Genomic DNA, 26,615 nt, shown 5'->3' with positions numbered 1-26,615 from the left:
AACTCGCGGTTCGTGGTAGGCGCGAGGTGCGCCGTACGGGGTACGAGACGGATGTGGGCGCTCGCGTGCGTGAGCGGCGGGGGCGGGGGTCCGGGAACACCGGTTCCTCCGGCTCTCCGGCTCCGGCGGTGGCGAGGAGGTGGACATGCGTACCCGGATGCGTGGCTGGCGCTGGCGGCGCAACCCTCTGCGGCGCAGGTCGGATCTCGTGGAGGCATGGACGGTGCTCGTGGTCGCCGTCCTGTTGTTCGTGGTCGCCCCGCTGGTCGGGATCGCCGCGGGCCTGCACGCCCACCACGCGGCGGATGCGCTCGCGGTGGCGCAGCGGGCCGCACGCCACCGGGTGCACGCCGTGGTGACCGGCGAACCGTCCGAGCGGCCGGCCACGGTGCAGGGCGACCGCGCCCATCCCTATCGCGCGCAGGTCCGCTGGACCGAGCCGGGCGGGGGCACCCGTACCGCGTGGACCCGCGTCCCGGCCGGTACGCGGACCGGTGACCCGGTCACCGTGTGGTTCGACGCCCGGGGCCGCGGCGTCGCCCCGCCGCCGGACGACGCGGCGGTGTGGCAGCACGCGGTCACCATCGGGATCTGCGCGGCGGCCGGCACGGCGACCGTCGTCCTCCTCGGCCATGCCGTCGAGCGCCGGATCGCGCTGCGCCACCGGCTCACCGAGTGGGAGCGGGAGTGGGCCCGGACCGGACCGCGCTGGACCCAGCCACGGACCTGACCGCCGCAGTGACCCGAGCACTCGGAAGGCGACGTTCCGCCGGCGTGCGCCGGGGAGCCGGGGTTCATCCGCCGTGGACCGGCCGGCCCCGCCCCTCCCACACCTGACCGGGCCGGCTCCTCCGCACGAGTGTGGCGAGCCGTCCGGCCACCCCTCTACGGTGAGACCGGCAGCCCCTTCGGGATCAGACGGTCCCCTTCGGCAAAGGCGGTTGGTGATGGCCCTGTTCGACCTGCCCCTGGACGAACTCCGCGTGTACCGCGGCGAGTCGACCGCACCCGAGGACTTCGACGCCTTCTGGGGCAAGACGCTCCAGCAGGCCCGCGAGCACGAACTGGGGGCCCGCTTCGAGCCGGTGGAGACCGGGCTGGCCACGGTCGAGGTGTACGACGTCACGTTCGCCGGTTTCGGTGGTCACCCGGTCAAGGGCTGGCTGCGGCTTCCCGCCGGGGCGGCCGAACCGCTGCCGCTGGTCGTGGAGTTCCTCGGGTACGGCGGCGGGCGCGGACTGCCCCACGAGGGCCTGCTCTGGGCGTCGACGGGCCGGGCGCACTTCCTGATGGACACCCGCGGACAGGGCAGCGCGTGGGGCGGTGGTGGCGGCACCGCGGACCCGGTGGGCGCGGCGCCCGCGTACCCGGGGTTCATGACGCGGGGCATCGACGCGCCCGAGAACTACTACTACCGCCGTGTGTTCACCGATGCCGTGCGTGCGGTCGAGGCGGCCCGCTCCCACCCGCTGGCCGACCCCGCGCGGACCGTGGCGATCGGCTCCAGCCAGGGCGGCGGCATCGCGCTCGCGGTCGGCGGGCTGGTCCCGGACCTGGCCGCGGTCGCCCCGGACGTGCCGTTCCTGTGCGACTTCCCGCGGGCGACGACGCTGACGGACCGTCACCCGTACCGGGAGATCGCGCTGTTCCTCAAGACGCACCGCGGCCGCTCGTCGGACGTGCTGCGCACGCTCTCCTACTTCGACGGGGTGCACTTCGCGGCCCGCGGCCGGGCCCCTGCCCTGTTCGCGGCGGCCCTGGAGGACCAGACGTGCCCGCCGTCGACCGTGTTCGCGGCGTTCAACGCGTGGGCCCACCAGGACAAGACCATCGAGGTGTACGAGTTCAACGACCACGAGGGCGGCGGCCCCTTCCACGAGGCGGAGAAGCTGCGCTGGCTGCGGTCGTACGCCTGAGGACACGCAGCCGGCGCCGGCGGCGGGGCCGGAGAACCACGGGCACTGCGCGCCACGGTTCGCCGGGGCCGGCGGGTCGGCTTCGCCGTCGGCCTGCCGGAGCGGGAGTCCACGGGCCGGCTCCGCGGGCTTTCGGCCATGACGGATCCGGCGGTTCCTGTGGGTTCGCCGCCCCGGACGCGGGCGTGCCGCTGGGCCGTGTGATGAACCGGACGGGGCCGCGCATCGCCGGTGATCCACGGAAGACAGCTCTGGCAGACGCCCTGGACCGGGGCGTGTGAACCGGCGCGGCGCCGCCCGGTGACCCGTTCGTGCGGGTGGGTTTCGGCCGAACCGCCGGACCGCTCTTCCCCCGTGGTTTAGACCAATGCTAATTGTGGTCGCACACCGAACCCGCATGACTACGTCTTGTCACCGACAGGAGGGCGCGGCATGGCCCGCACCACCCCGCACGATCCCCCGCCCAGCGACGACCGGCCCCTGTACGGGCGGATCGCCGCGCTGCTGCTCGACGAACTGCGCGACGGCACCATACCGCCCGGTGAACGGCTCCCGGGCGAGCGGCACCTGGCCGCACACTTCGGGGTCAGCCGGGAGACCGTCCGACAGGCGCTGGAGGTGCTGCGCCGGGGTGGTCTGGTCGCCACCGACCGGCGGGGCAGTCACGCCACGCTGCCGGGCCGGCCGGTCGAGACGCCGGAGTCGCTCACCTTCCCGGTGGGCGCCCGGCCTGCGGACCCGTGCGCGGTCGACCGGGCCACGGTGACCTGGGAGGCGCCGCCGCCGGACCACGCCCAGGCGCTGGGTCTGGCCCCGCACCGGCCGACGCTGGTGCACCGCTACCTGTCGGTCACGCCGGACGGCCGGTCCCTGCGGACGGCGGTGACCTCGTTCTCGGCGGTGGCGCTGGCCGAGGTGGCGGAGCTGGCCCGTTACCGGGACCGGGCCGACGGTGCCACGCCCGCGCAGCTGCGGCTGGCCTACGACTGGATGCGCAAGGCCGGGCTGGCACTGCACCACCGGGACGCCATCACCCAGGTCGGCGACGCCTCCTCGGTGCGGGTGACCCGGCGGGTGCACGATCAGTACGCGCGTCCGCTGGAGATCACCGATCTGGTGGTGAACGCCGAACGGGACGCCCTGGTCTACGAGTTCACCCTGCCTGCGGCGGGCTGACCGCCGGCGGGCCGGGGGCCGGCCCGGCGGGCCGTCACCAGGCGGGCGCGCGGGCTGCCGTCGGCCCGTCGGCCGAACTCGGGCAGGGCCCGCAGTTCGACGGTGAAGCCGGTGCGCGCCAACTCCCGCTGCACGGTGCTGAGCGGGAAGGTCCGGTAGTACATGACGAAGGGTGGCCGCCACAGCGCGTTGCGCACCCGCATCACCGCGTCGAAGCCGAGCAGCGTCCAGTAGCCGGGGTGGGCCGGCCGGGGCGGCGCGAACACCGGGAACGCGAAGCGGCCCCCGGGCCGCAGCACCGAGTGGACCTGGCCGAAGAGCCCGGGCAGCTCCCGGGGCAGGAAGTGCCCGAAGGCCCCGAAGGACACCACGAGATCGAAGGCGGCCGTGAACGGCAGGGCCCGGGCGTCACCCCGCACCCAGGCGACCCCGGGCGCCCCGGCGGACCGCCCGCCGTCCCGGGCGACGTCGAGCATGCCGGCGCTGAAGTCGACGCCGGTGACGCTGCGGCGGCACAGTGCGGTCAGGACCTGCGTCCCGGCACCGGTGCCGCAGCACAGGTCCAGTCCGTCCTCGAACGGGCCGAGCGGGGCCAGCGCCTTCGCCACCGACTCCAGTACGTGGTCGGGTGTCCGGAACGGGGTGTGGTCGAATTTCCGGGCCAGCAGGTCGTAGCCGTGCTCGACGGACGACAGCGCCTGCACGGCGAGTTCGCGGAACGTGGGACCCCCGGGACCGAACATGGCGTCAGCCTACGACGCCCGCTCAGCCGAAGGTGTCGTGGCAGAGCCGCACGATGTCCGGCGCCGCCACTCCGTCCGCCCGGCGGCACAGGTCCCGCATCCCGGTGGCGGGCGTGCGCGGGGCGGGGCGGGGCCGGGGGGCCGGCCGGCGTCCGTGCGGGCGTGAGGGCGGGTGCGGGTGCCGCGCCGCACGGGCGGATGCGGCGGGTGCGGAGGCCCGGGGAGGTGCCGCGGGCGCGGCCCGGTGTCCGGGCTCCACGCCGCGTCCCGGCACGGCCCCCGGGCGGCGCTCCTCGGGGTGCCCGGCTCCCGTGCGCACGAGCACCGCGGTCCCGGAGGGCACGGCGGCCGGCGCCGGGACGACCGGTGCCGTCACCTCCGGGACCGGTGCGGACGAGCGGTGTGCGGGGTCGGGGTCCGGCACGGGCCCGGAGGGGACGGTGGTGCAGCCGGCGACGCTCACCAGCGCCGCCACGAGCAGGGGAAGAAGTCGGCGAGGCACCTGCCCACTGTGCTGCACGAGGGGCGGTCAGGGGCGGCTCAGGGCGGTACGACCACTCCGACGAGCGACCGGCGGGCGCGGCCCTGACCGGGCGGGCGGCGCGGCCGCGCTCACCGCTTCGAGGAGGGCGCCGCAGCCGGCGGCGTGACGCCACGGCGTTCCAGGACCGCGAGGGTCCGCTCGCACCAGCGCAGGTTCGCCTCCTCGAAGGCGATGCCGCCCATGAGGGTCAGGTAGGGCCCGATGCGCTCGGCGGTACGCAGGAACTCCTCCTCCGTACGGCCGTCGAGCAGGCGGTCACGCATCCGGAGGTAACGGTCGAGCTTGCCCCGCGCCCAGCTCGTCCGCTCCTCGATCAGCGCCCGGGTGGCGTCGGGATCGCCGCCGTCCATGGCCTGGACCTTGACGAGGAGTTCGTCGCGGAGGGCGGTCGGCCGTTTCGGCGGCTCCGCGGCGAACGCGCCCAGCTCTGCCCGGCCGGCTTCGGTGAGCGTGAACATCCGCTTGTTGGGCCGGCGTTCCTGCTCCACCGTACGGGCCCGGACCAGCCCGTCCTGCGCGAGGCGCTCCAGTTCCCGGTAGAGCTGCTGCGCGGTGGCGGGCCAGAAGTTGGCGAGCGAGACGTCGAACGCCTTCGACAGCTCGTAGCCCGAGGCCTCGCCCTCCAGCAGGGCGGCGAGAACGGCGTACCTGAGCGACATGTGGACAGGCTAACAGCCGTTGATTAATCTCATCCGCACCTATTCAACAAATTGACTATGCGAGGTGGTCCGCATGCGCGCGTTCCGTGAGGCGGTCGAGGCCCGGGATCTGGACGCCGTCGAGGCGCTGCTCGCCGAGGACGTCGTCTTCACCAGCCCGGTCGTCTTCAAGCCGTACCCCGGCAAGGCGATCACCGCGGCGATCCTGCGCGCGGTGATCGAGGTCTTCGAGGACTTCCGGTACGTGAGGGAGATCGGCGGCCCGGACGCCCGGGATCACGCGCTGGTCTTCCGGGCGAGGGTCGGCGACCGGGAGCTGACCGGCTGTGACTTCCTGCACGTGAACGAGGACGGCCTGATCGACGACTTCACGGTGATGGTCCGTCCGCTGTCGGGCGCGCAGGCCCTGGCGGAGGCTATGGGCGCGCGGTTCGGCCAGATCGTGAAGGAGGCGGAGGCGCGGCCGGCCTGAGCGACCGCGCCGCGTCCGGCGGGACGGACCTCAGCTGCGCAGCTCCCGCAGTGTGGCCTTGGTGTCGGTCTTCAGCCAGTCGGTGACGTCGGTGAGTGCGGGCGGGTCCTTGTCGTCGTCGTACGAGCTGAGATAGGTGCTGTAGCTCATCAGGTACGTCACCCAGCCGTCCCGGACGGCGAGGGTGGCGTACCGGGAGCCGCTGGAGGAGCCGTTCGTGGTGTCCTGGCTGACCAGGTAGGCCTCGTCGCCGATGCCCTCGACCGGGTCGACGTCGTAACCCTTGTGGCTGTCCCCGTACTTCTTCCAGGTGGCCGTGAACTCGGGCCCCGGGTCGGTCTTCTTGTGCAGGTCCAGCTGGACGGTCAGGTAGGCGTCGGCGTACGAGGAGCCGGGTTTCTTCAGGCTCAGGCTGCAGTAACCCTCGTCCAGCGCGGCGTCCTTGAGGGAGGTGCGCGTCGGCGAGGAGTCCTCCTCGGTGTACTCGTCCTTGAAGGACGAGTAGTCGGCGCTGGAGCACATGTTGGAGGGCGCCGAGTAGCCGCGCAGCTCCGCGCTGTCGCCCGCGCCGCCGACGAGGAAGACACCGGCCGCCCACGCGGCGGAGGCCACGACCGCGCCGACGGCGGCCCACAGCACCGCCCGGCCTGCTCCGCCACCGGCGGCGGGCGCGGGCGGCAGCGGTCCGAACGGGGTCGCCTGCGCATAGGGGTTCCCGGGCTGCGGACCCCCCGGACCCGGCTGTCCGACCAGCGTGGGCTGTGCGTAGAAGGCGCCCGCCGGGGGTGACTGCGGGTTCGGGTAGGGGTAGGCCGTCGGCTGCGACGGGACGCCCGCCTGGGCGGCGGGCTGCTGGTACGGGGGCTGCTGCGCAGGCTGGTCGGCAGGCTGCGGGGGCTGCGGTGGCGTGGACATGCCGCGAAGATAATACAGGGTTGACGGCCAAGTCCCCCGACGTCCGGCATAGTTATGATCTGCGGACATCTGTGCCCGGTCCGTGACGTTCGGCACCGCGTCCAGCTCCTGGGCGGTGCGAGTCGTGCCTGCGGACCCCGCCCGCCGTGACCGACGGGCCCGGCCCCATCCCGGACCGGCTCTGCCGCCACCGGGAACATCCCGCAGCCGCGGCCTGTTGAGGATGTCGCGGACAGGGTACCCCCACGAGTGGTACGGTGCCGTCAGCACTCGTGCACGCCCCTCGCGGGCGCCGGTGCCAGTTCTCCGTTTCTCCGGCTGATCCGTTCGCCGTCTCCCGGTCTCCCCGGCTCCCGGCGCGTCAGCTTCTCGGCACCACCTCGCCACGGACTTTCCGCGCCGTGCCCGAGGTGCCGTTCCCGCCGCCCGGAGGCAGCCCTGCGCGCCTCCCGTTCCGCGGCCTTCTCCCTCTTTCCCCTGCCTCATCCGGTCCGCGAAAGGACTTCCGGCCATGACCACCACACTCGAACACCCCACCGAGGCCCCGCAGGCCACGGGCGCCCCGCTCGTCACCGGTGTCCTCGACATCGACGCGCACGGAAAGGGGCACCTGAGGGCCGCGGGCCTCCTCCCCTCGCCCGCCGATCCGCAGGCCGCACCGGCGCTGATCCGCCGGCACGGGCTGCGCAGGGGCGACCTGGTCGAGGGCGTCCGGGGCGCGCAGCGCGCGCTCACCGAGGTCGCTCGCGTCAACGGGCGCGCCCTCGGGGACCTCCGCTCCCGGCGGCACTTCCGCGACCTCACCCCGCTCCACCCGCAGCGCCGCATCCGCCTCGAGCACCCCGCCTCCGGCCTGGCCGGGCGCGTCATGGATCTGCTCGCGCCCGTCGGCAAGGGCCAGCGCGGGCTCATCGTGGCCCCGCCGAAGAGCGGCAAGACCGCACTGCTCCGGCAGCTGGCCGCCGCCGTGGCCGGCAACCACCCCGAATGCCGCCTGATGGTCCTGCTGCTGGACGAGCGGCCCGAGGAGGTCACCGAGATGCGCCGCTCGGTGCGCGGCGAGGTGTACGCCTCCACCTTCGACCGGTCGCCCAAGGACCACATCGCTCTCGCCGACCTCGTCGTGGAGCGGGCCAAGCGCCTGGTCGAGGCCGGTGAGGACGTCGTCGTCCTGCTGGACTCGCTCACCCGGCTGTGCCGGGCCCACAACAACGCCTCCGCGGCCGGCGGCCGCACCCTGAGCGGCGGTGTGGACGCCGGGGCGCTGATCGGCCCGAAGCGGTTCTTCGGTGCCGCGCGGCAGGCCGAGGAGGGCGGCTCGCTCACCATCCTCGCCACCGCCCTGGTGGACACGGGCTCCCGTGCCGACGGCTACTTCTTCGAGGAACTGAAGAGCACGGGCAACATGGAGCTGCGCCTGGACCGCGAGCCCGCCGCCCGCCGCGTCTTCCCCGCCGTGGACATCGACGCCACCGGCACCCGTCGCGAGGAACTCCTTGTCCCCGCACCCGAGTTGACGGCGGTCCACGGTCTGCGCCGCGCCCTGCGCTCGCGCGAGTCCGGGCCGGCCGCCCTGGAGACACTCCTGGACCGGATGCGGGCCACCCCCGACAACGCCGCGTTCCTGCGGCAGATCCGGCCCACGCTGCCGGCCGGCTGACGCCGGGCCGCCGACGGGCCCGGCTGCGGCATCCGGGTTGCTCCGGTGGGCCGAACGGCCCGGCCGGCATGGCCTCCGGGGAACCTCGTTCGTACGTTGATCGTATGATCACCGGATTCTCTTATCGGGCAGCCGTGTCGGCCTGCTCCCTGTGCGTGGCCGGCCTGCTGGTGCTCACACCGGCAGCCGCCGCCGGAGCCCGCGGCGGGGAGCCCGCACCGCCGCGGCCACGGGCGTCGACGCCCGGGCCCTCCCTGCTCTACCACTCCGGCGTCCAGGTCCGGCCGCACCGGGGCGCGCCCGGCCTGCCGGACGTCTCGGCGCTGTCCTGGATCGTCGCCGACGCGGGCAGCGGCGAGGTCCTGGCGGCGAACGACGCCCACCGCGGGCTGCCGCCCGCGAGCACCCTGAAGACCCTGTTCGCGCTGACCGTGCTGCCGGCCCTGCCCAGCGGCATGCAGCACACCGTGCGCTACGAGGAACTCGCGGACGTCGGCGAGGGCAGCAGCCTGGTCGGCGTCGAGGAGGGGCACACCTACCAGGTGGCCGACCTGTGGCGCGGGGTCTTCCTCAGCTCCGGCAACGACGCCGTGCACGTCCTCGCCTCCCTCAACGGCGGCTGGGACACCACGGTCACCCGCATGCAGCAGGAGGCGCGCGCCCTGGGCGCCCTGGACACCCACGTCGTCTCCCCGGACGGCTACGACGCCCCCGGCCAGGTGTCCTCGGCCTACGACCTGGCGGTCTTCGGCCGGGCGGGTCTGGCCAACCCCGACTTCGCCCGCTACTGCGGCACCGCCGTCGCGGACTTCCCCGGTGACGGTTCGCCGTACGCGATCGAGAACACCAACCGGCTGCTGACCGGCGAGGACGGCGTGGCGCCGTACCCCGGGCTCATCGGCATCAAGAACGGCTACACCAGCAACGCGGGCAACACCCTGGTGGCCGCGGCACGCCGGGACGGACGCACCCTCGTGGTGAGCGTGCTGAACCCTCAGGCGGGCGGCGGGCTCACCGTGTACGAGGAGGCGCGCGCCCTGCTCGACTGGGGCTTCGGCGCGGCCGGGCGGGTGGACGCCGTCGGCTCGCTGGACGGGCTGCGCCCGTCCCCGCCGCCGGCGTCCGCCACACCGGTCGCGGCGGCCTCGGCCACCGAAGGAGAGTCGGACTGGTCCGGCACCGCCGTCGTCGCGGGTCTGTCCGGGCTCGGCGCGGGAGCCGTGGCGCTGGCGTTGCGCTCCAAGGGCGCGCGGTCCGCGCGGGACTGACCCACCGGCAGGGCGAGCAGCAGGCCGAGCGCGATCCAGGTGTAGAGGTTGCTGCCGAGGAAGCCGTCGAGGCCGGAGGCGTCGTCGAACCACAGCCACACCACACTGGTGCACAGCACCGCGTACAGGGCCCCCGCGATCCGCCGGTGCCCGGCGCGCAGCAGCACCGCGAAGGACGGCAGCAGCCAGACCAGATGGTGCACCCAGGTGATCGGGCTGACCAGGCAGGCCGTCGCGCCGGTGAGCGCGAACGCCGCCGTCCAGTCGCCGGCCAGGACCGCCCGGCGGCTGCGCCACGCCCACACGGACAGGGTGAGCAGCACCGCCGTCGCCCACAGGGGGCGGCCGGTCTCGCCGAGCCGTGCCAGCACGCCCTGCAGCGACTGGTTCGACACGTAGTCGAGGCGGCCGACCCGGCTGGTGTCCCAGAGGGCCTCGGTCCAGTAGAAGCGGGAGGCCGTGGGGTCCGCCCAGACGGCCAGCGCGGTCGCGGCGGCGGCGACCAGCGTGGCGGTGCCGGCCGCGCGCCGGCGCCCGGCGAGCAGCAGCAGACCGATGAACAGGGCGGGCGTCAGCTTCACGGCGGCGGCGAGCCCGATCCCGGCTCCCGCCCAGCGGCCCCGGCCGGTCGCCAGCAGCAGGCAGTCGCCGAGGACCAGGGCGAGCAGTACGAGGTTCACCTGGCCGAAGCTGAAGGTGTCCCGCAGCGGTTCGAACAGGGCCAGCAGGCACAGCAGCAGCACCCACCGGTACCAGCCGTGGCGCCGCCAGTCCGGCCCGGCCAGGATCCGCAGCACCGCGGCGAGCGCGGCCAGGTTCACCAGCAGGGACGCCGTGATCGCGGTGGTCCGGCCGAGCAGGGCCAGCGGCAGCATGCCCACCGCGGCGAACGGCGGGTAGGTGAAGCCGTACGCGGTGCCCGGCACCCGGTAGTCGTAGATCAGGCCGCCGTGGCGCACCCAGGTGTGCACCGTGCCGTAGTACACCCGCAGGTCGAAGAAGCCGCGCAGCAGCGGCACCGTCGCCGTGAACACGGTCACCGCGGCCACGAGCAGCAGGACCAGCAGCAGCCGGCCCCGGTCCGTGCGCGGCCCCAGCGGCGCCAGGCGCCCGGGCAGTCCCGGTCCTCCCCGCGGCGCCGTCATGCCGTCTGTCCCGGTGCCGCGGTCTGGGCCTGGGCCGCCTGGTGGGCCTGCCACAGGACGATCACACCGAGCACCCCGCCGGAGACCGCGAGGACCAGCTGGCCGGCGTCGGCCGGGCCGCCGCTGGGCAGGACGGCGAGGGCGAGCACCCCGGCCAGGGCGGCCACCCGGTGCCGTACCGAGGTGCTGGGCGCGGCCGCGGCGATGAGGAACAGCCCCCACAGCACGTACCAGGGCCGGATCGCCGGGCCCAGGACGGCCACCGCTAGCAGGCTCAGGCCCAGCGCGTACACCGGCCAGGGACGCAGCCGCAGCCATATCAGCAGCACGGCCACGGCGGTCGCCCCGAGCCCGAACAGATGCCAGGCCGGTACGGCGAACGGGGCCAGTCCGCTGCCGAGGTGGGTGAGGAGGGCGCCGGTGGCGCGGCCGGCCAGGCTGGTCAGCGCCCAGTTGTGGGACGAGACCGGGGTGTCCAGGGCACCGATCCAGCCGTATCCGGTGCCGGCGGCGGCCGTCGCGGCGACCGTCGTCGCGGCGGAGGCGGCGGCGGTGGTCAGCACCGCGGGCAGCGGCCGTCGGCCGGAGCGGACCTGCAGGGCGACGACGGCCAGGAGACCGAGCGCCGCAGGGGCCTTGACCAGGGCGGCGAGCGTGACGAGGACCGCTCCGACGCCGGGCCGGCGGCCGCGTGCGGCGACCAGGCCGAGTCCCAGCAGACCCAGCATGAGGGCGTCGTTGTGCGCGCCCGCGACCAGGTGCAGCAGCACGAGCGGGTTGAGGGCACCGAGCCAGAGCGCGGCGGCCGGGTCGGCGCCGCTGTGCCGGGCGAGCCGGGGCAGCGCCACCGCCATGAGGGCCACGCCGAGCAGGGCGACCAGCCGCATGCCGAGCAGGCCGGCGGGCAGTTCGCCGCGGGTCAGCCCGGACAGCGCGGAGGCCAGAGCCATGAAGGCCGGCCCGTACGGGGCGCCGGTCTGCCGCCACATCGGGGCGACCTCGTCGGCGAGCGGCCCGCCGAGCTGGGCCGGTCCGTGGGCGTAGACGTCCATGTGGGCGTCGACCATGGCGCCCTGCGCGAGGTAGCTGTACACGTCCCTGCTGAACAGCGGCGGGGCGAGCAGCAGCGGGGCCGTCCACACGGCCAGTACGAGCAGCAGGGCGCGGGGGCTGGGCGGCTCGGGTCCGCGCACCAGGCGGCCGAGGAGCACCCAGGCCGCTGTCAGCAGGACGACCCCGAAGTACACCCCGACCAGGCCGAGTGCCGCCTGCACCGACGCGGGTGCCAGGAGGTCCCGGACGGGAAGGGCACCGGCCGTCTCCCCGCCGAGCGCGAGGAAGGCGGTGCCTGCCAGCCCCAGCACCTGGCAGGAGCGGAGATCGACGGGGAATGCCATGGCCAACACTGGCTCAGCGTGTCAACGCCGGGTGGCCGGAAGACGACCGCAGCCCTGCCGGGCGGGGGCCGACGTGTGACCGGCGCGTGGTGCGATCCGGCCGGGCGCCGTCGTGCGGGCCGTCGTGGCTGGTCGCGCCCGCGCGGCGGAGCCGCCACCGGCAGGTCCCGCGCTCCCGGGCCGGCTCCCCGGGCCGTGCCGGAAAGTGACGGCCCTCAGAACACCGAGAGGCCGGTGAGGGTGGTGAAGCGGTCCAGGGCCGCCACGCCGGCGACCGAGTTGCCGCGCTCGTCGAGGCCCGGGCTCCACACGCACAGGGTGCACCGGCCGGGTACGACCGCGATGATGCCGCCGCCGACGCCGCTCTTGCCGGGCAGGCCGACTCGGTAGGCGAAGTCGCCGGCCGCGTCGTACGTGCCGCACGTGAGCATGACCGCGTTGACCTGCTTGGCCTGGCTGCGGGTGAGCAGCCGGCTGCCGTCGGCGCGGATGCCGTGCCGGGCGAGGAAGCCGGTGGCGAGGGCCAGGTCGGCGCAGGAGGCCGCGATGGAGCACTGCCGGAAGTACTGGTCGAGCAGGACCGGCACGTCGTTGTCGATGTTGCCGTACGACGCCATGAAGTGGGCGAGGGCGGCGTTGCGGTCACCGAAGGCGTTCTCGGAAGCGGCGACCTCCTTGTCGAAGTCGAGGGCGGTGTTGCCGCTCTCGGCGCGCAGGAAGGCCAGCAGCTCACCGGCCGCGTCGCCGGTGCGCGTCTGCAGGCGGTCGGTGACGACGAGGGCGCCCGCGTTGATGAAGGGATTCCGCGGGATGCCGTTCTCGTACTCCAGCTGCACCAGGGAGTTGAACGGGTTGCCGGAGGGCTCGCGGCCCACGTGCTCCCAGAGTTCGTCGCCCTCGCGGGCCAGGTCCAGGGCGAGCGTGAAGACCTTGGTGACGGACTGCGTGGAGAACGGCTGCCGCCACTCCCCCACCCCGTACACCGTGCCGTCCAGCTCGGCGACGGCCATGCCGAAGCTGCGCGGATCGCAGGCCGCGAGGGCCGGGATGTAGTCGGCGGGGCGGCCGCGTCCGGGCGTGCGGCTGATCTCCTCGGCGATGCGCTCCAGGACCGGCAGGAAGGTGAAGGACGACGTCGTTGTCATGATCACCATTGTGCCTCCCGGCCGGTCCCGAAGCGTAGTCGTGTCGGTGTTGTCGCAGGTCAGGCGGCTGGTGCGCCGCTGCCGGCGATGATCTCCGGGCGCAGCAGTCCGGCGAGCCTCTCGGCGGGGAGCAGGCCCTTCTCCAGCACCAGTTCGGCCACGCCCCGGCCGGTGGCGAGTGCCTCCTTGGCGATGTCGGTCGCGGCCGTGTAGCCGATGTGCGGGTTGAGCGCGGTGACCAGGCCGATGGAGTTCTCGACGGTCGCGCGCAGCCGCTCGGTGTTGGCGGTGATGCCGGACACGCAGCGCTCGGCCAGGGTGAGGCAGGCGCTCTGCAGATGCGTGACGGACTCCGACAGGGAGTGCAGGATGATCGGCTCGAAGGCGTTGAGCTGGAGCTGTCCGGCCTCGGCGGCCATCGTGATGGCGACGTCGTTGCCGATCACCTCGAAGGCGACCTGGTTGACGACCTCGGGGATGACCGGGTTGACCTTGCCCGGCATGATCGACGAACCGGCCTGGACGGGCGGCAGGTTGATCTCGCCGAGGCCCGCGCGCGGACCGGAGGACAGCAGGCGCAGGTCGTTGCAGCTCTTGGAGAGCTTGACCGCGATCCGCTTGAGCACGCCGGACATCTGGACGAAGGCACCGCAGTCCTGGGTGGCCTCGACCAGGTTGGCGGCCGTGACGAGGTGCAGGCCGGTGATGGCGGACAGCCGGCGGCGGGCGGCCTCGGCGTAGCCGCGGGGCGCGTTGAGGCCGGTGCCGATGGCGGTGGCACCGAGGTTGATCTCATGGATCAGCTCGACGGCCTCGGCGAGGCGGCTGCGGTCCTCCTCGATCATGACGGCGAATGCGGAGAACTCCTGACCGAGCGTCATGGGTACCGCGTCCTGCAGCTGTGTGCGGCCCATCTTGAGCACGTCACGGAACTCGACGGCCTTGCGGGCGAAGGCGTCCTGCAGCACGGCCATCGCCTTGAGCAGTCCACGTACCGCGAACACCGTCGCCACCTTGACGGCGGTCGGGTACACGTCATTGGTCGACTGGCCGAGGTTGACGTCCTCGTTGGGGTGCAGCCGGGCGTAGTCGCCCTTGGCGTGGCCGAGCAGTTCCAGTGCGCGGTTGGCCACGACCTCGTTGGCGTTCATGTTCGTGGACGTGCCGGCGCCGCCCTGGATCACGTCCACGACGAACTGGTCGTGCAGCTTGCCGTCGCGGATCTCCCGGCAGGCGGCGACGATCGCGGCTGCCTTCTCCGGCTCCAGCAGCCCGAGTTCCTCGTTGGCGAGGGCGGCGGCCTCCTTGACGGCGGCCAGGGCGTCGATCAGGTGCGGGTAGGCGGAGATCGGGGTGCCGGTGATGGGGAAGTTCTCGGTCGCGCGCAGGGTGTGGATGCCCCAGTACGCGTCGGCGGGGACGTCTCGGTCGCCGAGCAGATCGTGTTCGCTGCGGGTGGCGGCGGTCATGGAGGTGCGGTCCTCTTTCTGAGGTACGGAGGTGACGGCGCCCCTGCCAGGGGGCGCGGGATCTGCGCGGTCCGGCACGAACGGCCCGCGGGCCGGTTCAGCCCGAACGGCCCGCGGGCGGGCGGCGGTGCGGGGCCCCTTCGGGGCCCGGCGGCCTAGCCGCAGGCAGTGAGCGGCACGGGGTCCAGCGCCCGCACGGGCCGCACGCATCCCACCGGCTCCCCGCCCCCGAGCAGCGGCTCTCCCGCGAACTCGGTCAGCAGGGCGGGGTCGACGCCGGCGCGTGCGAGCGCCGCCGCGGCGACCGGGACCCGTGCCCGGTCGGCACCGTCGGCGATCTTGACGGCGACGGCCCGGCCGTCGGGCAGCGCGGCCACCTGCACACCCTCGAAGCCGTCCTTGGCGAGCAGCCCGGGTACGGCCCGCATCAGCGCGGCGACGTCCCGGCCGGAGCCGGAGGCCATCTCGGCGTGCTCGCGCATGGCGCCGGCGACGCGGGCCTCGGGGGTGCCGGGCTCGGCGGAGGTGATCCGGGCGAGGGCGCGGGCGAGACCGTGCAGCGAGACGGAGAACAGCGGTGCGCCGCAGCCGTCCACGGTGACCCGGGCGACGCGCTGGCCCGTCAGGTCCTCGACGGTTGCCGCGACGGCCTGCTGCAGCGGGTGCGCCGGGTCGAGGTAGTCCTTCAGGGTCCAGCCGTTGAGAGCGGCGGTCCACAGCATGGCCGCGTGCTTGCCGGAGCAGTTCTGGGCGAGGCGGGAGGGCAGCCGGCCCGCGCGGATCCAGGAGTCACGGACGGCCGCGCCGAACGGCATGTCGGGCACGTTGCGCAGGTCGTCCTCGGCGAGGCCGGCGAGTTCCAGGATGCGGCGGGTGCCGGCGATGTGGCGCTCCTCACCGGAGTGGCTCGCGGCGGCCAGCGAGAGCAGTTCGCCCTCGAGGGGCAGTCCGGCCCGCAGCATGGCGACGGCCTGGACGGGCTTCAGGGCGGAGCGCGGGTAGAAGGCTGCTTCGATGTCGCCGAGCTGGAACCGCACCCGGCCGTCGGCGTCGAGGACGACGACGGAGCCGTAGTGGATGCCCTCGATGATCCCCCCGCGGACGAGGTGGGCGACGGGAGCGTGGAGGGGTTCGCGGACGAGGGGTGCGTCGGCGACGGGACTGCTGTGCATCATTGCCTGAATCATCGGGTCGGGGGCGGCCGGGACGCGGGTCACGCGTCGGCGCCGGTGGACGTGCGGGATATGGAGCGGTGGGCGGGGGCGGGGGAAGCCTGGGCCGGGGCGGGGAGCGCCGGTGCCACGGTCCGTGTCGCGTCTTCGAGGTGCCGTTCGCTCACGCCTCTGTCCCGTCTTCCGCGGGGGTGTCCGTCCGCTGGGGACGCACGATGTCGGTGAGGGTCGTCTCGACGCGGTCCAGGTGGTGGCTCATGGCATCCACCGCGTCGTGTTCGCAGCCGTCGACCAGTGCCTCGACGATCGCCCGGTGCTCGCGGTTGGACTGCTCGCGGCGCCCGCCCAGCTCGTTGAGGAAGGCCGACTGACGTGCCAGTGCGTCCCGGATCTCCTCGATGACCCGGCGGAAGACCGGGTTCTGCGCGGCCTCGGCCACGGCGAGGTGGAAGAGGGTGTCCATGGCGACCCAGGCGGTGGTGTCCGTCTCCCGCTCCATGCGGTCGAGCAGATGGGCCAGGTGGTCCAGGTTCTCCTGGGTGCGGCGCACGGCCGCGTAGCCGGCGACGGGGATCTCGATGTGCCGACGCACCTCGAGCAGGTCGCTGGCCGCGTAGTCGCCGAAGGTGGGGTCCTCGACGGCGTTCGCGACGACGAAGGTGCCCTTGCCGGTCCGGGAGACGGTCAGGCCCATCGTCTGCAGCGCGCGCAGCGCCTCGCGCAGCACGGGCCGGGACACCTCGAGGGTGCGGCACAGCTCGGCCTCGGAAGGGAGCTTGTCGCCCATGGCGTACTCGCCGCGTTCGATGGCACCGCGGAGGTGGGCGAGGACCGCTTCCATGGCGCTCACGCGCCGGGGGCCCCGACCACCTGTCTGGCTGTCTGACAGGTTCACGGGTGCGATCCTGCGGGTCACGGGCGGGAGCTGTCAAGCCGTGAGCGGTGAGACGCCGACGGGGTGCGGCGCCCGTAAACGGGCGTCCGCACCCCGTGGGTGAACGGTGTGTTCGCTCAGCTGCTGAGCGTGCCGGTGCCGAGCAGGCCGAGGAGCAGGAGGCCGATGACGATCCGGTAGATCACGAAGGCGTTGAAGGAGTGCTTGGCGACGAACTTCAGCAGCCAGGCGATCGAGGCGTAGGCGACCACGAACGACACGATCGTGCCCACGGCCAGCGGAGCCGCGCCCACGCCGGCCCCGAGGGCGTCCTTCAGCTCGTACAGGCCGGCGCCGGTCAGGGCCGGAATGCCGAGGAAGAAGGACAGGCGGGTGGCGGCGACCCGGTCCAGGTCGAGGATGAGGGCGGTGGACATGGTGGCGCCGGAGCGGGAGAACCCGGGGAAGAGCAGCGCGAGGATCTGCGAGCAGCCGACCCACATGGCGTCCTTGAACGACGTGTCGTCCTCACCGCGCTTGTGCCGGCCCATCTGGTCGGCGGCCCACATCACGCCCGAGCCGGCGATCAGTGAGCCCGCGACCACCCACAGGGAGGCGAGCGGCCCGTCGATCAGCGGCTTCGCGGCCAGTCCCACCACCACGATCGGGACGGTGGCGGCGATCACCCACCAGGCGAACTTGTAGTCGTGGTGGTAGCGCTCCTCGCGGTCGGTCAGACCGCGGAACCAGGCGGAGACGATCCGCTTGATGTCCTTGAAGAAGTACACGAGCACGGCGGCGATGGCGCCGACCTGGATGACGGCGGAGAACCCGACGACGGACTTGTCGTCGACGGGGATGTCCATGAGCCCCTCGGCGATCTTGAGGTGGCCCGTGGAGGACACCGGGAGGAACTCGGTCACCCCCTCGACTACCCCGAGGACGACGGCCTGACCGACGGAGATGGCGCTCATGGGATCCAGTTCTGAGGAGTTGGTCGACAGTGCTGTAGACAGTACTTGTTGTGCCCGGCCGGGTGGTAAGCGCCTAGGCCCACAGGGCGCCCGCGAGTGTGACCCCGGTGAAGGCCGCCGCCAGCCCCGCCGCCACGCTTGCCCCGACGTTCACGGCAGCGTAGAGGCCGGAGCCCGCCTCGGTCAGCCGCAGGGTCTCGTACGAGAAGGTCGAGTACGTCGTCAGCGCCCCGCACAGACCGGTGCCCAGCAGGAGCTGGAGGTGAGGCCCGGCGGCCCCGGCGGAGACGGCGCCCGTGAGCAGGCCGAGGACCAGACAGCCGGCCACGTTCACGACGAAGGTGCCCCAGGGGAACAGCGAGTCGTGGCGGGCCTGCACGGCGCGGTCGGTGAGATAGCGCACGGGGGCGCCGACCACAGCCCCCGCGACGACCAGCAGCCAGTTCACAACGATTTCTTACCTTCCGGTTCGCTGCCGTCCGGGCCGGACGTGCGGCCCACGTACCGGACGACCTCGCACTCCTCCAGGGTCACGAGCCCCTCGCCGACCAGTTCGTCGAGCTGCGGCAGGAACGCCCGGACCCGCTGCTCGGTGTCCACGACGACCACCGCGACGGGCAGGTCCTCGCTCAGGGAGAGCAGGCGGGAGGTGTGGATGCGGGAAGAGGCGCCGAAGCCCTCGATGCCCCGGAAGACGCTGGCCCCGGCGAGCCCGGCCGCGTGCGCGCGGTGCACGATCTCGGAGTAGAGCGGCTTGTGGTGCCAGGTGTCGTCCTCGCCGATGTAGACGGTCAGCCGGAGGGCGCGGCCGGTGAGTGACGTCATCGCTGCCTCCTGATCAGTACCCGGCGGGTGGCGGCCGAGGCCAGCCACACCGCGGCGAGGGCCGCGCACGGCGTCGCGGCGAGATAGGCCAGGCCCGGCCCGGGGTGGCCGGCGCCGACGAGGTCGCGGATGTCGACCGCGTAGGCCGAGAAGGTGGTGAAGCCGCCGAGGACGCCGGTGCCGAGGAACGGCCGCAGGAGGCGGTGGGCCGCCCACACCTCCGTGACGAGGACCATGAGGACGCCCATGGCGGCGCACCCGGAGACGTTGGTCCAGAAGGTCGCCCAGGGGAAGCCTCCGGCCGGCGTGGGCAGGGCGAGGGCGAGCGCGTAGCGGGCGAGTGCACCGACCGCGCCGCCGAGGGCCACGACCGCGACGACGGGTGCCTGCGTGCGCCACTCGGACCGCCGCCCCGGGACGCGGCGGACGCTGAGGTTCTCCGTTTCCGGGGCTGTCATGGTGGTCTACGTCTCCTGTTCGGCCCTGCCCCGACGGGTGATCACGGCCGGAACCAGATTACCGCCGCACCGGTGAGCGGCAGGCCCGGCGCAGGGCGTCACCACGGGCCCGCGTCAGAGGGCGGCCGGCCGGGCGCACAGCGTCGCCCCGGTCCGTCGCGGCGGACGGCGAGCCGGGCGCGGTCGTCTTCCCGGCCGGCGTCAGTGGGCGGCCGGCCGGGCGCAGACCGCCACGCCGGGTTCCCGGAGGCTGCCGAGCACCAGGTGGCCGCCGGCCGTGCACACGCTGGTGACCATGCGGAAGCCGGAGCGGCGGCGGCTGAGGTGGTGAACCGTGCGGCCCTCGTCGTCGAGCGCCATGACGCCGGTGGTTCCACTGGGGCGGTAGGGCACGTGCACGGCGGCACGGGCCGCTGCGTGGCGGACGGCAGGCGGCGTGCGGTGCAACAGGCCGAGCGGTGGGACGCGCGGGGCGGCCAGGGCGACCCACAGGGGGCCGTCGGGGCCCTCGCGCCAGAGGTTGTCCGGCATGCCGGGGAGGTCGGCGAAGGGCTCGGCGTGTCCGGCGCGGGGGCCGGTGAGCCGGTAGCGGGTGAGGCGGCAGGATCCGGTCTCGGCGACCACCAGGAAGGAGCCGTCGGCGCTCGGGGCGAGTCCGTTGGCGAACTGGAGCCCGTCCAGCAGGACTTCGGGTTCCCGGTCGCCGGGGGCGAGGCGCAGGAGGCGCCCGGTGCCGGTGTGCTCGACGATGTCGCCGATCCACTGGGCGAGGGGGTAGCGGCGGCTGGAGACGGTGAAGTACACGGTGCCGTCGGCCGTCGCGACGGCGTTGCTGCAGAAGCGGAGCCGCTCCCCCGCCACCGAGTCCGCGAGGACGCGCACGGTGCCGTCGTCCAGGGCGACCCGCAGCAGTCCGCGTTCCGCGTCGCACACCAACAGGTCGCCGTCCGGGAGGAGTTCGAGCCCCAGCGGACGTCCGCCGGTCTCGGCCAGCACTTCCGCACGGGCCGTGCGCGGGTCGCCCGGGTGGTGGACGCGGAGGATCCGGCCGTCCTCCACCCCGGTGAGCACGCGCCCGTGCGGATCGGCCACCACGTCCTCGGGGCCACGGGCACCGAGGGGGAGGTAGTGGAGCGGGACGAGCGCCGTGGGTCGGTCCATCTGCGGTTCCTTCGCCGTCGGGTGGGGCCATGGTGTCAGCCGGCCGGGTCCCCGTCTGCCCTTCGCACGGTCGTCCTCCGTCCCGCCCCGGCGGCGTGCGGCGATGCACACGGTCGCCGAGCGCCCGGAGCGCCTCGGCGGTCGCGGAGTCCGGCCCAGCCCGACAGCCGTCTTCCTCACCAGCCCTTCTCGAACATCCGGGCCACTTCGGCGATACGGACCTCGTCGCGCCGGTAGTAGGTGCGGCAGCGGACCCGGCGGGTGCGCAGGAGGCCCAGGCGGGTGAGCAGGTCGAGGTGCGCGAGGGCGGTCCGCCGGGGGACGCCGAGCTTTGCGGCGAGGGCGCGTGCGGTCACACCGGTCTCGGCGGGATCGCGGCGGGGCGGGGCGGGGAAGTGGGCCGCCGGGTCCTTGAGCCAGTCCAGGATGGTCCGCCGCATCCGGCCCGAGGGAGTTCCCGTCATCCGTCCGCCCTCCGTCCCGGCCTTCGTACGCAGTGTTCCCACTGTGGCGCGGCCGACTCCGCCGCGTCCGGCTGTCGGCACCCGTTGTCCGGTACCGAACGGCCGTACGACCGAGGGGCGTTGTCCCCGGCCCCGGAAACGCGGCGTGGGCCCGGTCGTCGCGGGCGACCGGGCCCTGCCGCAGCGGGGTCAGCGGTGGCCGAACCACGTCATGGAAGTGCGTGGCTGCTCGTCGTGGCCGGACAGAGGGTGCCCGCAGACGGTCAGGATCGGAGAAGCCGCCACGGGCTCCCCGGCTCTAGCGTGAGAGCACCGACGAGGAACCCGTCGGTCCCGAGCCTCAGGAGGAGTGGGTCCCATGACCACCGGCGTGCAGACGATCATCTACCCCGTGAAGGACCTGGCGAAGGCCAAGCCGCTGTTCAGCGCCCTGCTGGGCGTCGAGCCGTACGCGGACCAGCCGTACTACGTCGGCTTCAAGGCCGCCGGGCAGGACGTCGGCCTGGACCCGAACGGGCACGCCAAGGGCATGACCGGCCCGGTGCCGTACTGGCACGTGACGGACCTGCGGGCGCGGCTCGCGGCCCTTTTGGAGGCGGGGGCCGAACTGCTCCAGGACGCGCAGGACGTCGGTGGCGGCAGGCTCATCGCCTCCGTGAAGGACCCGGACGGCAACCTGGTGGGACTGCTCCAGGACGCGTCGGCCTGAGGGGCGGCCCGGGCCCCGCACGCTCCCACTAGTTGCACACTCAACTATTGGCCGGATCGGTGCTACGGTGCGGGTATGGCAGTCACGACGGCCGAGGCCCGGCTCGAAGAACGCTGGCGGGGCATCCTCGCGGTGCACGCGCGCACGATGTGCGAGATCGACCGCGTCCTGCATCCGCACGGGCTCGGCGCCAGCGACTTCGAGGTGCTGGACCTGCTGGTCACGGAGCGACCCGAGAAGGGCGAGCAGTGCCGGGTGCAGAACCTGGTCGGCCGGGTCCACCTCAGCCAGAGCGCGCTGTCCCGGCTGATCGGCCGGCTCGAGAAGGACGGACTGGTGGAGCGCTCGGTGTGCGCGGAGGACCGGCGCGGCGTCTGGGTCGCCCTCACCGCGAAGGGCCGCGCCCTGCACTCCGAGGTACTGCCGCTCCAGCGGGCCGTGCTGCGGCGGATGCTGGCCGAGCAGGAGAGCTAGACCACCAGCTCTGCTCCGTCCGTCAGGACCTCGACCCCGTGCGCGGCGACCCGCGCGCGTGCCGGGGAGGCGGGGTCGAGCAGCGGGTTCGTGTGGCTGAGGTGGGTGTAGATCCGGCGCACGCCGAGATGGCGGGCCAGCTCCGCGAGTGACCCGTCCGGCCCGGTGACCGGCAGATGGCCCGAGGCGGCCCGCGTGGTGCCCGACGGCACCGCCGCGCCCGCCTCGCCGGCCGTGAAGAACGTGCCGTCCAGCAGCACGCAGTCCGCCTCGGCGCACAGTTCGTCCAGGGCCGGACTCCATGCGCCCACGCAGGGCGCGTACACCAGGACTCCCCCGCTCGCCAGGTCCTCGATGCGGTACGCCGTCGCCCAGGGGCCGGCGGGTGCCGGGGGCCGCGCCGGTACGTACTCCGGGATCTTCGTGCCCACCGGGTGGGCGGTCACGACCAGCCCGCCGGCCAGCACGAAGCCGCCGTCGGCCAGGCTGTCGGCCCACTCCCAGGGCGCGTGACGGTCCAGTGCTGTGCGGGCCGGAGCGAGCACGGCCCGCACCGGTGCGGCGGCGTAGACCTTCAGCCCGGCGGCGCCCCGCAGCCCGGACAGTCCACAGGCGTGGTCGGTCTCGGCGTCGGTGAGCAGCACCCCCCGCAGCGGGGTCTCCCGGAGTCCGGGTCCCGGCCACAGGGCGGGCGTGGCGCCGAGCTGGGTCCGCAGGTCGGGGGAGGCGTTCAGCAGCCACCAGTCGCGGCCGTTGCCCGTGACGGCGGCGCACTCCTGCGTGCGGGAGGGCAGCTTGCCGTCCCGGGCGGCGGTACACGGCGCGCAGGCGCAGTTCCACTGCGGGAAGCCACCTCCGGCGGCGGTGCCCAGCAGGACGACCCTCACGACCATCGGCTCCTTCGCGCTCGCCGGACCTTTCCCCCGCTGGGATCTTCCCTTCCGGAGGGCCGGTGATTACCCGGCCGCGGGGGGCAGTTCCGGCCGTCCTCCGCCGGGCTGCCGGTCCACCGGGCGCCGCGGCGGGATGGGGTCGCCGGGGAAGTCGCGCGGGCCGGTCCACAGGGCGGGCACGGCGTCGCAGCGGCGGCACAGTTCATAGGCGATCGCCTCGTAGTTGACGCGCCAGCCGCGGAAGTGCGGCCAGGCGTCCTTCGCGGTCCGCTCGGACCGGAAACCGGCCGTCGCCATCATGCCCACCGCGGCGTCGAACTCGGCGAAGCCGAGCCGGACGGGCGCCCCGGGCGACGGGTCGGCGTCGAAGGGGATGTGCAGGGCGCGGGCGATGTCCCGCAGCGCCGTGAATCCGGCGCGCAGCACGAGCCGGGCCTCCGGCGGGGCGAGCCGTGGGTCCAGGGCGAGCTGGAGGGCCGCCGCGTCCATCACGGCGACCAGCCCGACGAGCCAGCTGCGGTGCGGGCGCGGTGAGCGGAAGGCCAGCAGGACCGGGTAGGTGGAGTGGCTCTCGCCCATGTCCGAGGCGAGCCGCTCCCACGCCCGGTACAGCTCGGGCAGCGCGGTCTCGGTCTCCACCAGCCACTGCCGGGCGAGGATCTCCGGCCCCCAGGCGGGTTCGCCGGCCCGCGCCTGGAGCAGGGTGACCTCCAGCTCACGGCGGTTGTACGCGGAGTACAGGGTGGGCAGGTAGGCGATCTGGAGGGCGATCAGGACGGGTCCGGTGGCCGCGGCCAGGAAGTCCAGCACCGACAGTTTCAGCCGGGCGCCGCCGGCGAATCCGAGCGTGAACAGGCTCGAGCCGGCCTCCCGGAACGCGGTGGTCCAGGACAGCGGGGAGAGTGCGTACAGCAGGAGCCCGTACCCGAGGAGGGCGCCGGCCAGCCAGGTGGCGAGCATGCCGACCAGCATCAGCGGGGCGAGCCAGGTCTGGGCGCGGTCGATGGCGTCGTAGCCGCCGCGGAGCGCGGTGAGCCGCAGCAGCCGGCGCAGCAGCCACCACAGCCGGAACACCAGTACGGAGTACAGGCCACGGGGTACCACGAGCGTGCGCAGGACGCTGCCGAGCACCAGGCCCAGGACCAGGACCCCGGCCACGCCCGCGATGTATCCCATGGGCTCATTCTGGCGCCCCGGGGCCTCCGGGACCGGTTGCGCGGGCGGGCCCGGGCGGTGGCGCGTGCGGGCACCAGCCAGCGGGTTGCGCGTGCGGGTCCGGACGGGTTGCGCGAGCGGGTGGTCGCGCTGGTCAGCGGGCCAGGAGGGTACGCACCCCCTGCGACGTCAGCGTCAGCCCGTGGGAGGAGCTGCCGTCGATGGCGAGGGAGAGGTCCTCCTCGGGCCACTGCGAGGCGAGCGCGCCGAGCGGGATCAGACGGTAGCGCGAGACGAAAGGCAGCAGCTCGGCCATCTCGCCCTCCGAGGTGAACACCGGGACGACGGGGTCGCCTCCCGGCTGCTCGAGGATGGGCAGGGCCACGGTCGTGGCGTCGGCGCCCTCCCCGTCGATGGCGTCGTCCGGAACCGGCACGAGCACATCGCTGTGGGCGAGGGTGTCCAGGGCGGCCTGGTCCTCTGCGTTCACGGCCAGCGCGTCCAGTGCCTGCTGGGCGGGCGTCGGCAGGTCGTCGTGTGCGGGTGTCTCCATGGCAGGTCCCCAGGTAGCGGTGGTCGTCCGGGCCGCCCGGGCGGGCTGGTGCCCGGGCGGGCTCCCGCCTCGCGTACCCGGTGGGGTCGGGGGCATGCGTGAGGAACGGCGGCAGGACCGGTGACGGGCTGGAAACGGGAGAGGACCGTGCCGCCGGCCGCCGGCGCCCGGTGTGGGCCCCGGTCAGGGACCGGTCTCCGCGAGCAGGTCGGTGATGGTGGTGACCCGGACCAGTGGCCGGTACAGCTCCATGAGCTGCAGCGCCTTCACGTGCGAGTCGTCGTCCACGCCGGCACAGGCGTCGGCCACGACGAGCACCTCGGCACCGGCGTCGGCGGCGGCCAGGGCGGTGGACAGCACACAGCAGTCGGTGCTGACACCGGCCAGGACCAGGCGGCCGTCCGGGCCGACGCGGGCGGCGAGTTCGGGTGTCCACTTGCCGAACGTGGTGGTGTCCAGGACGTGCTCCGCGAGGTCGGCGAAACCGTCGGTCAGCTCCCAGAGTTCGTCGTCCGGGGCGCGGCGGGCGAAGGGCCACGCGTCGTAGTACGCGCGCCAGGCGCCGGCCGGGCGTCCGGGGGCCAGGAAGCGGGTGAACGTGACCCGTCCGGCGAAGGCGGGCAGCAGGCTCTGCACGCCCGCTGCCGCGTCGGCGTACCGGGGAGTGGCCCAGGGGCTCAGCGGGTCGGCGAAGACGCGCTGCATGTCGATGACGGCGAGGTGTCCGGCGCTCATGCGTCCAGCACCCCCTCGTCCGTCGCCGGGCTCGGCGCCCGGGCCTCCTGCTCCCGTACCCGGCCCCGCGCCGTCAGCAGGGTGCCGAGGAATCCCAGCGCGAGGGCGACGAGGACGCCCAGGTTGGCGTAGGCCCAGGCGCCGCTCCTGCCGCCGAGGCCGAACGGCTCCAGGAGATAGCCCTGCCAGGTCAGCCAGCTCGCGGCGCTGTTGGTGACCAGTCCCCAGCCGGCCGCCGTGGCGAGAAGCGTCAGGACGAGGGGCGGCAGGGGGACGTCGCCGTAGCGGCCCCGCGGCCGGTACAGGTCGCCCTCGTCGTAGTCGCGGCGGCGCAGGGCCAGATCGGCGAGCATGACGCCGGCCCAGGCGGCGATGGGTACGCCGAGTGTGGTGAGGAAGCCCATGAACTGGCCGAGGAAGTCGTCGGCGAAGAACACGATGTAGACCGCGCCCGCGATCATCAGAACGCCGTCGAACAGCGCGGCCAGGTAGCGCGGGACCCGGACACCGGCCGAGAGCAGGGCCAGGCCCGAGGAGTAGATGTCGAGAACGGCGCCGCCGACCAGGCCGAGGACGGCGACCACGGCGAACGGCACCAGGAACCAGGTCGGCAGGATCGTCGTCAGCGCGCCGATGGGGTCGGCCGCGATCGCCGTGCTCAGCTCCTCGGAGGAACCGGCCAGCAGCAGACCGAAGACCAGCAGGAGCAGCGGGGCCAGTGAGGCGCCGAAGGCGGTCCAGCCGATCACGCCCCGGCTGGAGGAACTCCGGGGCAGATAGCGGGAGTAGTCGGCGGCGGCGTTGACCCAGCCGAGACCGAATCCGGTCATCATGAACACCAGCGCTCCGATGAACTCCTGCGCCGAACCCGCCGGGACGGCGTCGACCGTGCTCCAGTCGACGTGGTCGGCGACGAGAGCGACGTAGACGATCGTGAGGACGCCCGTGATCAGGGTGATCCAGGTCTGCAGCCGCATGATCAGGTCGAATCCCATGACCCCGCCGACGACCGTCAGCGCGGCGACCACCAGCAGGGCGGCCACCTTGGTCCCGGTGCCGCCGCCCCGGCCGAGGCTGCCGAGGACGGTTGCCGTGGCCAGCGTGGCGAGCGCGATGAGGACGGTCTCCCAGCCGACGGTGAGCATCCACGAGACGACGGACGGCAGCCGGTTGCCGCGCACTCCGTAGGCGGCCCGGCTGAGCACCATGGTCGGCGCGGAGCCGCGCTTTCCGGCGACCGCGACGAAGCCGCACAGCAGGAAGGAGACCACGATGCCGAGCACTCCGGCCGTGAGCGCCTGCCAGAAGGAGATGCCGAAGCCGAACGCGAAGGCGCCGTAGCTGAGGCCGAGGACGGAGACGTTCGCGCCGAACCAGGGCCAGAAGAGGGTGCGCGGGGTGCCCTTGCGCTCCACGTCCGCGATCACGTCGAGTCCGTGCGCCTCGACGTGGGTGGCGCGGCCGGCGGACCTGCCGTCCTGGGAGTGGCCGGTAGGTCCGCCGTGGCGGTCGCGGGGGCGGCCGCTGGGTCCGCCGTGGCGGTCGCGGGAGTGGCCGCTGGGTCCGCCGTGGCGGTCGCGGGAGTGGCCGGTGGGTCCGCCGTCGCGGTCGCGGGAGTGGCCGGTGGGGCTCCCGAGGGGGTCCCGCGGATCGGTCATC

Annotated in this window: 28 protein-coding genes and 2 pseudogenes; 9 read left to right on the top strand and 21 right to left on the bottom strand. The window is 73.9% G+C overall.

Features of this window, described 5'->3' with window-relative positions; genetic code table 11:
* Positions 1-145 precede the first annotated feature (145 nt).
* From JK359_RS21655 to JK359_RS21645, 4 genes and pseudogenes are all read left to right on the top strand, one after another.
* On the top strand, positions 146-730 hold the full coding sequence (locus tag JK359_RS21655; RefSeq protein WP_201838071.1) for an Rv1733c family protein: 585 nt from the start codon (positions 146-148) through the stop codon (positions 728-730).
* A 217-nt stretch (positions 731-947) separates the two neighbouring features.
* Positions 948-1,916: an acetylxylan esterase gene (locus JK359_RS21650; RefSeq protein WP_201838069.1), complete on the top strand. Its 969-nt coding sequence runs from the start codon at positions 948-950 to the stop codon at positions 1,914-1,916.
* A gap of 104 nt (positions 1,917-2,020) precedes the next feature.
* Positions 2,021-2,197, top strand: a pseudogene (locus JK359_RS39275) (EstA family serine hydrolase); the annotation flags it as partial.
* A gap of 151 nt (positions 2,198-2,348) precedes the next feature.
* Positions 2,349-3,092 (top strand): GntR family transcriptional regulator, encoded by a 744-nt coding sequence (locus JK359_RS21645; RefSeq protein WP_201838067.1) that lies wholly within the window; start codon positions 2,349-2,351, stop codon positions 3,090-3,092.
* On the opposite strand, the gene JK359_RS21640 is transcribed toward JK359_RS21645, so the two are convergent.
* The 3 genes from JK359_RS21640 to JK359_RS21630 form a co-directional block, all read right to left on the bottom strand.
* Positions 3,062-3,835, bottom strand: a complete 774-nt coding sequence (locus JK359_RS21640) for a class I SAM-dependent methyltransferase (protein ID WP_201838065.1) — start codon at positions 3,833-3,835, stop codon at positions 3,062-3,064. The two genes, JK359_RS21645 and JK359_RS21640, sit on opposite strands and share 31 nt — an antisense overlap.
* A gap of 22 nt (positions 3,836-3,857) precedes the next feature.
* On the bottom strand, positions 3,858-4,337 hold the full coding sequence (locus JK359_RS21635) for a hypothetical protein (RefSeq protein WP_307788223.1): 480 nt from the start codon (positions 4,335-4,337) through the stop codon (positions 3,858-3,860).
* A 110-nt stretch (positions 4,338-4,447) separates the two neighbouring features.
* Positions 4,448-5,038, bottom strand: coding sequence for a PadR family transcriptional regulator (locus JK359_RS21630; RefSeq protein ID WP_201838063.1), 591 nt, complete (start codon positions 5,036-5,038; stop codon positions 4,448-4,450).
* 73 nt (positions 5,039-5,111) lie between these two features.
* On the opposite strand from JK359_RS21630, the gene JK359_RS21625 reads away from it, so the two are divergent.
* A complete protein-coding gene (locus JK359_RS21625; protein WP_201838061.1) occupies positions 5,112-5,510 on the top strand; it encodes a nuclear transport factor 2 family protein in 399 nt (132 codons plus the stop codon).
* Between the two features lie 30 nt (positions 5,511-5,540).
* Here the strand turns inward: JK359_RS21625 and JK359_RS21620 are convergent, their stop codons facing one another.
* A complete protein-coding gene (locus tag JK359_RS21620) occupies positions 5,541-6,425 on the bottom strand; it encodes a hypothetical protein (RefSeq protein ID WP_236678233.1) in 885 nt (294 codons plus the stop codon).
* Between the two features lie 511 nt (positions 6,426-6,936).
* Here JK359_RS21620 and rho point away from each other — a divergent pair.
* The gene (gene rho / locus JK359_RS21615) at positions 6,937-8,085 is read left to right on the top strand and encodes a transcription termination factor Rho (protein ID WP_201838059.1); all 1,149 of its coding nucleotides are present in this window, start codon (positions 6,937-6,939) and stop codon (positions 8,083-8,085) included.
* Between the two features lie 68 nt (positions 8,086-8,153).
* Positions 8,154-9,020 (top strand): annotated as a pseudogene (locus JK359_RS39270) (D-alanyl-D-alanine carboxypeptidase family protein); the annotation flags it as partial.
* Positions 9,021-9,079: 59 nt separating this feature from the next.
* On the opposite strand, the gene JK359_RS40195 reads toward JK359_RS39270, so the two are convergent.
* From JK359_RS40195 to JK359_RS21555, 12 genes are all read right to left on the bottom strand, one after another.
* Positions 9,080-10,498 carry a glycosyltransferase 87 family protein gene (locus JK359_RS40195; RefSeq protein WP_201838057.1) on the bottom strand — a complete coding sequence of 473 codons (1,419 nt, stop codon included), beginning with the start codon at positions 10,496-10,498 and terminating at the stop codon, positions 9,080-9,082.
* Positions 10,495-11,895, bottom strand: a complete 1,401-nt coding sequence (mptB, locus tag JK359_RS21605; RefSeq protein ID WP_201838055.1) for a polyprenol phosphomannose-dependent alpha 1,6 mannosyltransferase MptB — start codon at positions 11,893-11,895, stop codon at positions 10,495-10,497. Before mptB ends, JK359_RS40195 begins: the two co-directional genes overlap by 4 nt.
* A gap of 215 nt (positions 11,896-12,110) precedes the next feature.
* On the bottom strand, positions 12,111-13,049 hold the full coding sequence (locus JK359_RS21600; RefSeq protein ID WP_201838053.1) for a glutaminase: 939 nt from the start codon (positions 13,047-13,049) through the stop codon (positions 12,111-12,113).
* A 50-nt stretch (positions 13,050-13,099) separates the two neighbouring features.
* Positions 13,100-14,509, bottom strand: coding sequence for an aspartate ammonia-lyase (aspA, locus tag JK359_RS21595; protein ID WP_201838051.1), 1,410 nt, complete (start codon positions 14,507-14,509; stop codon positions 13,100-13,102).
* 155 nt (positions 14,510-14,664) lie between these two features.
* Positions 14,665-15,681, bottom strand: a complete 1,017-nt coding sequence (locus tag JK359_RS21590) for an asparaginase (RefSeq protein ID WP_201838439.1) — start codon at positions 15,679-15,681, stop codon at positions 14,665-14,667.
* 163 nt (positions 15,682-15,844) lie between these two features.
* On the bottom strand, positions 15,845-16,522 hold the full coding sequence (locus JK359_RS21585; RefSeq protein ID WP_201838437.1) for a FadR/GntR family transcriptional regulator: 678 nt from the start codon (positions 16,520-16,522) through the stop codon (positions 15,845-15,847).
* Between the two features lie 170 nt (positions 16,523-16,692).
* Positions 16,693-17,529: an undecaprenyl-diphosphate phosphatase gene (locus JK359_RS21580; protein ID WP_201838049.1), complete on the bottom strand. Its 837-nt coding sequence runs from the start codon at positions 17,527-17,529 to the stop codon at positions 16,693-16,695.
* Between the two features lie 73 nt (positions 17,530-17,602).
* Positions 17,603-17,977, bottom strand: a complete 375-nt coding sequence (gene crcB / locus JK359_RS21575) for a fluoride efflux transporter CrcB (RefSeq protein WP_201838047.1) — start codon at positions 17,975-17,977, stop codon at positions 17,603-17,605.
* Positions 17,974-18,354, bottom strand: a complete 381-nt coding sequence (locus tag JK359_RS21570) for a DUF190 domain-containing protein (protein WP_201838045.1) — start codon at positions 18,352-18,354, stop codon at positions 17,974-17,976. The genes crcB and JK359_RS21570 overlap by 4 nt, the downstream gene beginning before the upstream one ends.
* Positions 18,351-18,812, bottom strand: coding sequence for a fluoride efflux transporter FluC (locus JK359_RS21565; protein WP_201838043.1), 462 nt, complete (start codon positions 18,810-18,812; stop codon positions 18,351-18,353). Before JK359_RS21565 ends, JK359_RS21570 begins: the two co-directional genes overlap by 4 nt.
* 201 nt (positions 18,813-19,013) lie before the next feature.
* Entirely contained in the window at positions 19,014-19,973 is a 960-nt protein-coding gene (locus JK359_RS21560; protein WP_201838041.1) for an SMP-30/gluconolactonase/LRE family protein, read from the bottom strand.
* 176 nt (positions 19,974-20,149) lie between these two features.
* Positions 20,150-20,437, bottom strand: coding sequence for a helix-turn-helix domain-containing protein (locus JK359_RS21555; RefSeq protein ID WP_201838039.1), 288 nt, complete (start codon positions 20,435-20,437; stop codon positions 20,150-20,152).
* Positions 20,438-20,795: 358 nt separating this feature from the next.
* Here JK359_RS21555 and JK359_RS21550 point away from each other — a divergent pair, with 358 nt between their 5' ends.
* Positions 20,796-21,146 carry a VOC family protein gene (locus JK359_RS21550; RefSeq protein WP_201838037.1) on the top strand — a complete coding sequence of 117 codons (351 nt, stop codon included), beginning with the start codon at positions 20,796-20,798 and terminating at the stop codon, positions 21,144-21,146.
* Between the two features lie 75 nt (positions 21,147-21,221).
* Positions 21,222-21,620: a MarR family winged helix-turn-helix transcriptional regulator gene (locus tag JK359_RS21545; protein ID WP_201838035.1), complete on the top strand. Its 399-nt coding sequence runs from the start codon at positions 21,222-21,224 to the stop codon at positions 21,618-21,620.
* Here JK359_RS21545 and pqqB read toward each other — a convergent pair.
* The 5 genes from pqqB to JK359_RS21520 form a co-directional block, all read right to left on the bottom strand.
* Positions 21,617-22,513, bottom strand: a complete 897-nt coding sequence (pqqB, locus tag JK359_RS21540; RefSeq protein ID WP_236678231.1) for a pyrroloquinoline quinone biosynthesis protein PqqB — start codon at positions 22,511-22,513, stop codon at positions 21,617-21,619. The two genes, JK359_RS21545 and pqqB, sit on opposite strands and share 4 nt — an antisense overlap.
* 63 nt (positions 22,514-22,576) lie before the next feature.
* Positions 22,577-23,689, bottom strand: a complete 1,113-nt coding sequence (locus JK359_RS21535) for a hypothetical protein (protein WP_201838031.1) — start codon at positions 23,687-23,689, stop codon at positions 22,577-22,579.
* A gap of 133 nt (positions 23,690-23,822) precedes the next feature.
* Positions 23,823-24,221 carry an SseB family protein gene (locus tag JK359_RS21530; RefSeq protein WP_201838029.1) on the bottom strand — a complete coding sequence of 133 codons (399 nt, stop codon included), beginning with the start codon at positions 24,219-24,221 and terminating at the stop codon, positions 23,823-23,825.
* A gap of 183 nt (positions 24,222-24,404) precedes the next feature.
* Positions 24,405-24,956: a cysteine hydrolase family protein gene (locus tag JK359_RS21525; RefSeq protein ID WP_201838028.1), complete on the bottom strand. Its 552-nt coding sequence runs from the start codon at positions 24,954-24,956 to the stop codon at positions 24,405-24,407.
* Complete coding sequence (locus JK359_RS21520; protein WP_236678230.1) at positions 24,953-26,614, bottom strand: purine-cytosine permease family protein; 1,662 nt, start codon at positions 26,612-26,614, stop codon at positions 24,953-24,955. Before JK359_RS21520 ends, JK359_RS21525 begins: the two co-directional genes overlap by 4 nt.
* Position 26,615: the final 1 nt, after the last annotated feature.

It is taken from the genome of Streptomyces actinomycinicus, from assembly GCF_016741775.1.
Classification (GTDB): domain Bacteria; phylum Actinomycetota; class Actinomycetes; order Streptomycetales; family Streptomycetaceae; genus Streptomyces; species Streptomyces actinomycinicus.
This window is presented reverse-complemented; position numbering and strand designations above follow the sequence as displayed.

What these genes read in the sequence shown, in the direction of transcription:
- JK359_RS21655 (WP_201838071.1), top strand. Translation starts at nt 146, where the DNA reads ATGCGTACCCGGATGCGTGGCTGGCGCTGGCGGCGCAACCCTCTGCGG.
- JK359_RS21650 (WP_201838069.1), top strand. Translation starts at nt 948, where the DNA reads ATGGCCCTGTTCGACCTGCCCCTGGACGAACTCCGCGTGTACCGCGGC.
- JK359_RS21645 (WP_201838067.1), top strand. Translation starts at nt 2,349, where the DNA reads ATGGCCCGCACCACCCCGCACGATCCCCCGCCCAGCGACGACCGGCCC.
- JK359_RS21640 (WP_201838065.1), bottom strand. Translation starts at nt 3,835, where the DNA reads ATGTTCGGTCCCGGGGGTCCCACGTTCCGCGAACTCGCCGTGCAGGCG.
- JK359_RS21630 (WP_201838063.1), bottom strand. Translation starts at nt 5,038, where the DNA reads ATGTCGCTCAGGTACGCCGTTCTCGCCGCCCTGCTGGAGGGCGAGGCC.
- JK359_RS21625 (WP_201838061.1), top strand. Translation starts at nt 5,112, where the DNA reads ATGCGCGCGTTCCGTGAGGCGGTCGAGGCCCGGGATCTGGACGCCGTC.
- JK359_RS21620 (WP_236678233.1), bottom strand. Translation starts at nt 6,425, where the DNA reads ATGTCCACGCCACCGCAGCCCCCGCAGCCTGCCGACCAGCCTGCGCAG.
- rho (WP_201838059.1), top strand. Translation starts at nt 6,937, where the DNA reads ATGACCACCACACTCGAACACCCCACCGAGGCCCCGCAGGCCACGGGC.
- JK359_RS40195 (WP_201838057.1), bottom strand. Translation starts at nt 10,498, where the DNA reads ATGACGGCGCCGCGGGGAGGACCGGGACTGCCCGGGCGCCTGGCGCCG.
- mptB (WP_201838055.1), bottom strand. Translation starts at nt 11,895, where the DNA reads ATGGCATTCCCCGTCGATCTCCGCTCCTGCCAGGTGCTGGGGCTGGCA.
- JK359_RS21600 (WP_201838053.1), bottom strand. Translation starts at nt 13,049, where the DNA reads ATGGTGATCATGACAACGACGTCGTCCTTCACCTTCCTGCCGGTCCTG.
- aspA (WP_201838051.1), bottom strand. Translation starts at nt 14,509, where the DNA reads ATGACCGCCGCCACCCGCAGCGAACACGATCTGCTCGGCGACCGAGAC.
- JK359_RS21590 (WP_201838439.1), bottom strand. Translation starts at nt 15,681, where the DNA reads ATGCACAGCAGTCCCGTCGCCGACGCACCCCTCGTCCGCGAACCCCTC.
- JK359_RS21585 (WP_201838437.1), bottom strand. Translation starts at nt 16,522, where the DNA reads ATGGAAGCGGTCCTCGCCCACCTCCGCGGTGCCATCGAACGCGGCGAG.
- JK359_RS21580 (WP_201838049.1), bottom strand. Translation starts at nt 17,529, where the DNA reads ATGAGCGCCATCTCCGTCGGTCAGGCCGTCGTCCTCGGGGTAGTCGAG.
- JK359_RS21570 (WP_201838045.1), bottom strand. Translation starts at nt 18,354, where the DNA reads ATGACGTCACTCACCGGCCGCGCCCTCCGGCTGACCGTCTACATCGGC.
- JK359_RS21565 (WP_201838043.1), bottom strand. Translation starts at nt 18,812, where the DNA reads ATGACAGCCCCGGAAACGGAGAACCTCAGCGTCCGCCGCGTCCCGGGG.
- JK359_RS21560 (WP_201838041.1), bottom strand. Translation starts at nt 19,973, where the DNA reads ATGGACCGACCCACGGCGCTCGTCCCGCTCCACTACCTCCCCCTCGGT.
- JK359_RS21555 (WP_201838039.1), bottom strand. Translation starts at nt 20,437, where the DNA reads ATGACGGGAACTCCCTCGGGCCGGATGCGGCGGACCATCCTGGACTGG.
- JK359_RS21550 (WP_201838037.1), top strand. Translation starts at nt 20,796, where the DNA reads ATGACCACCGGCGTGCAGACGATCATCTACCCCGTGAAGGACCTGGCG.
- JK359_RS21545 (WP_201838035.1), top strand. Translation starts at nt 21,222, where the DNA reads ATGGCAGTCACGACGGCCGAGGCCCGGCTCGAAGAACGCTGGCGGGGC.
- pqqB (WP_236678231.1), bottom strand. Translation starts at nt 22,513, where the DNA reads ATGGTCGTGAGGGTCGTCCTGCTGGGCACCGCCGCCGGAGGTGGCTTC.
- JK359_RS21535 (WP_201838031.1), bottom strand. Translation starts at nt 23,689, where the DNA reads ATGGGATACATCGCGGGCGTGGCCGGGGTCCTGGTCCTGGGCCTGGTG.
- JK359_RS21530 (WP_201838029.1), bottom strand. Translation starts at nt 24,221, where the DNA reads ATGGAGACACCCGCACACGACGACCTGCCGACGCCCGCCCAGCAGGCA.
- JK359_RS21525 (WP_201838028.1), bottom strand. Translation starts at nt 24,956, where the DNA reads ATGAGCGCCGGACACCTCGCCGTCATCGACATGCAGCGCGTCTTCGCC.
- JK359_RS21520 (WP_236678230.1), bottom strand. Translation starts at nt 26,614, where the DNA reads ATGACCGATCCGCGGGACCCCCTCGGGAGCCCCACCGGCCACTCCCGC.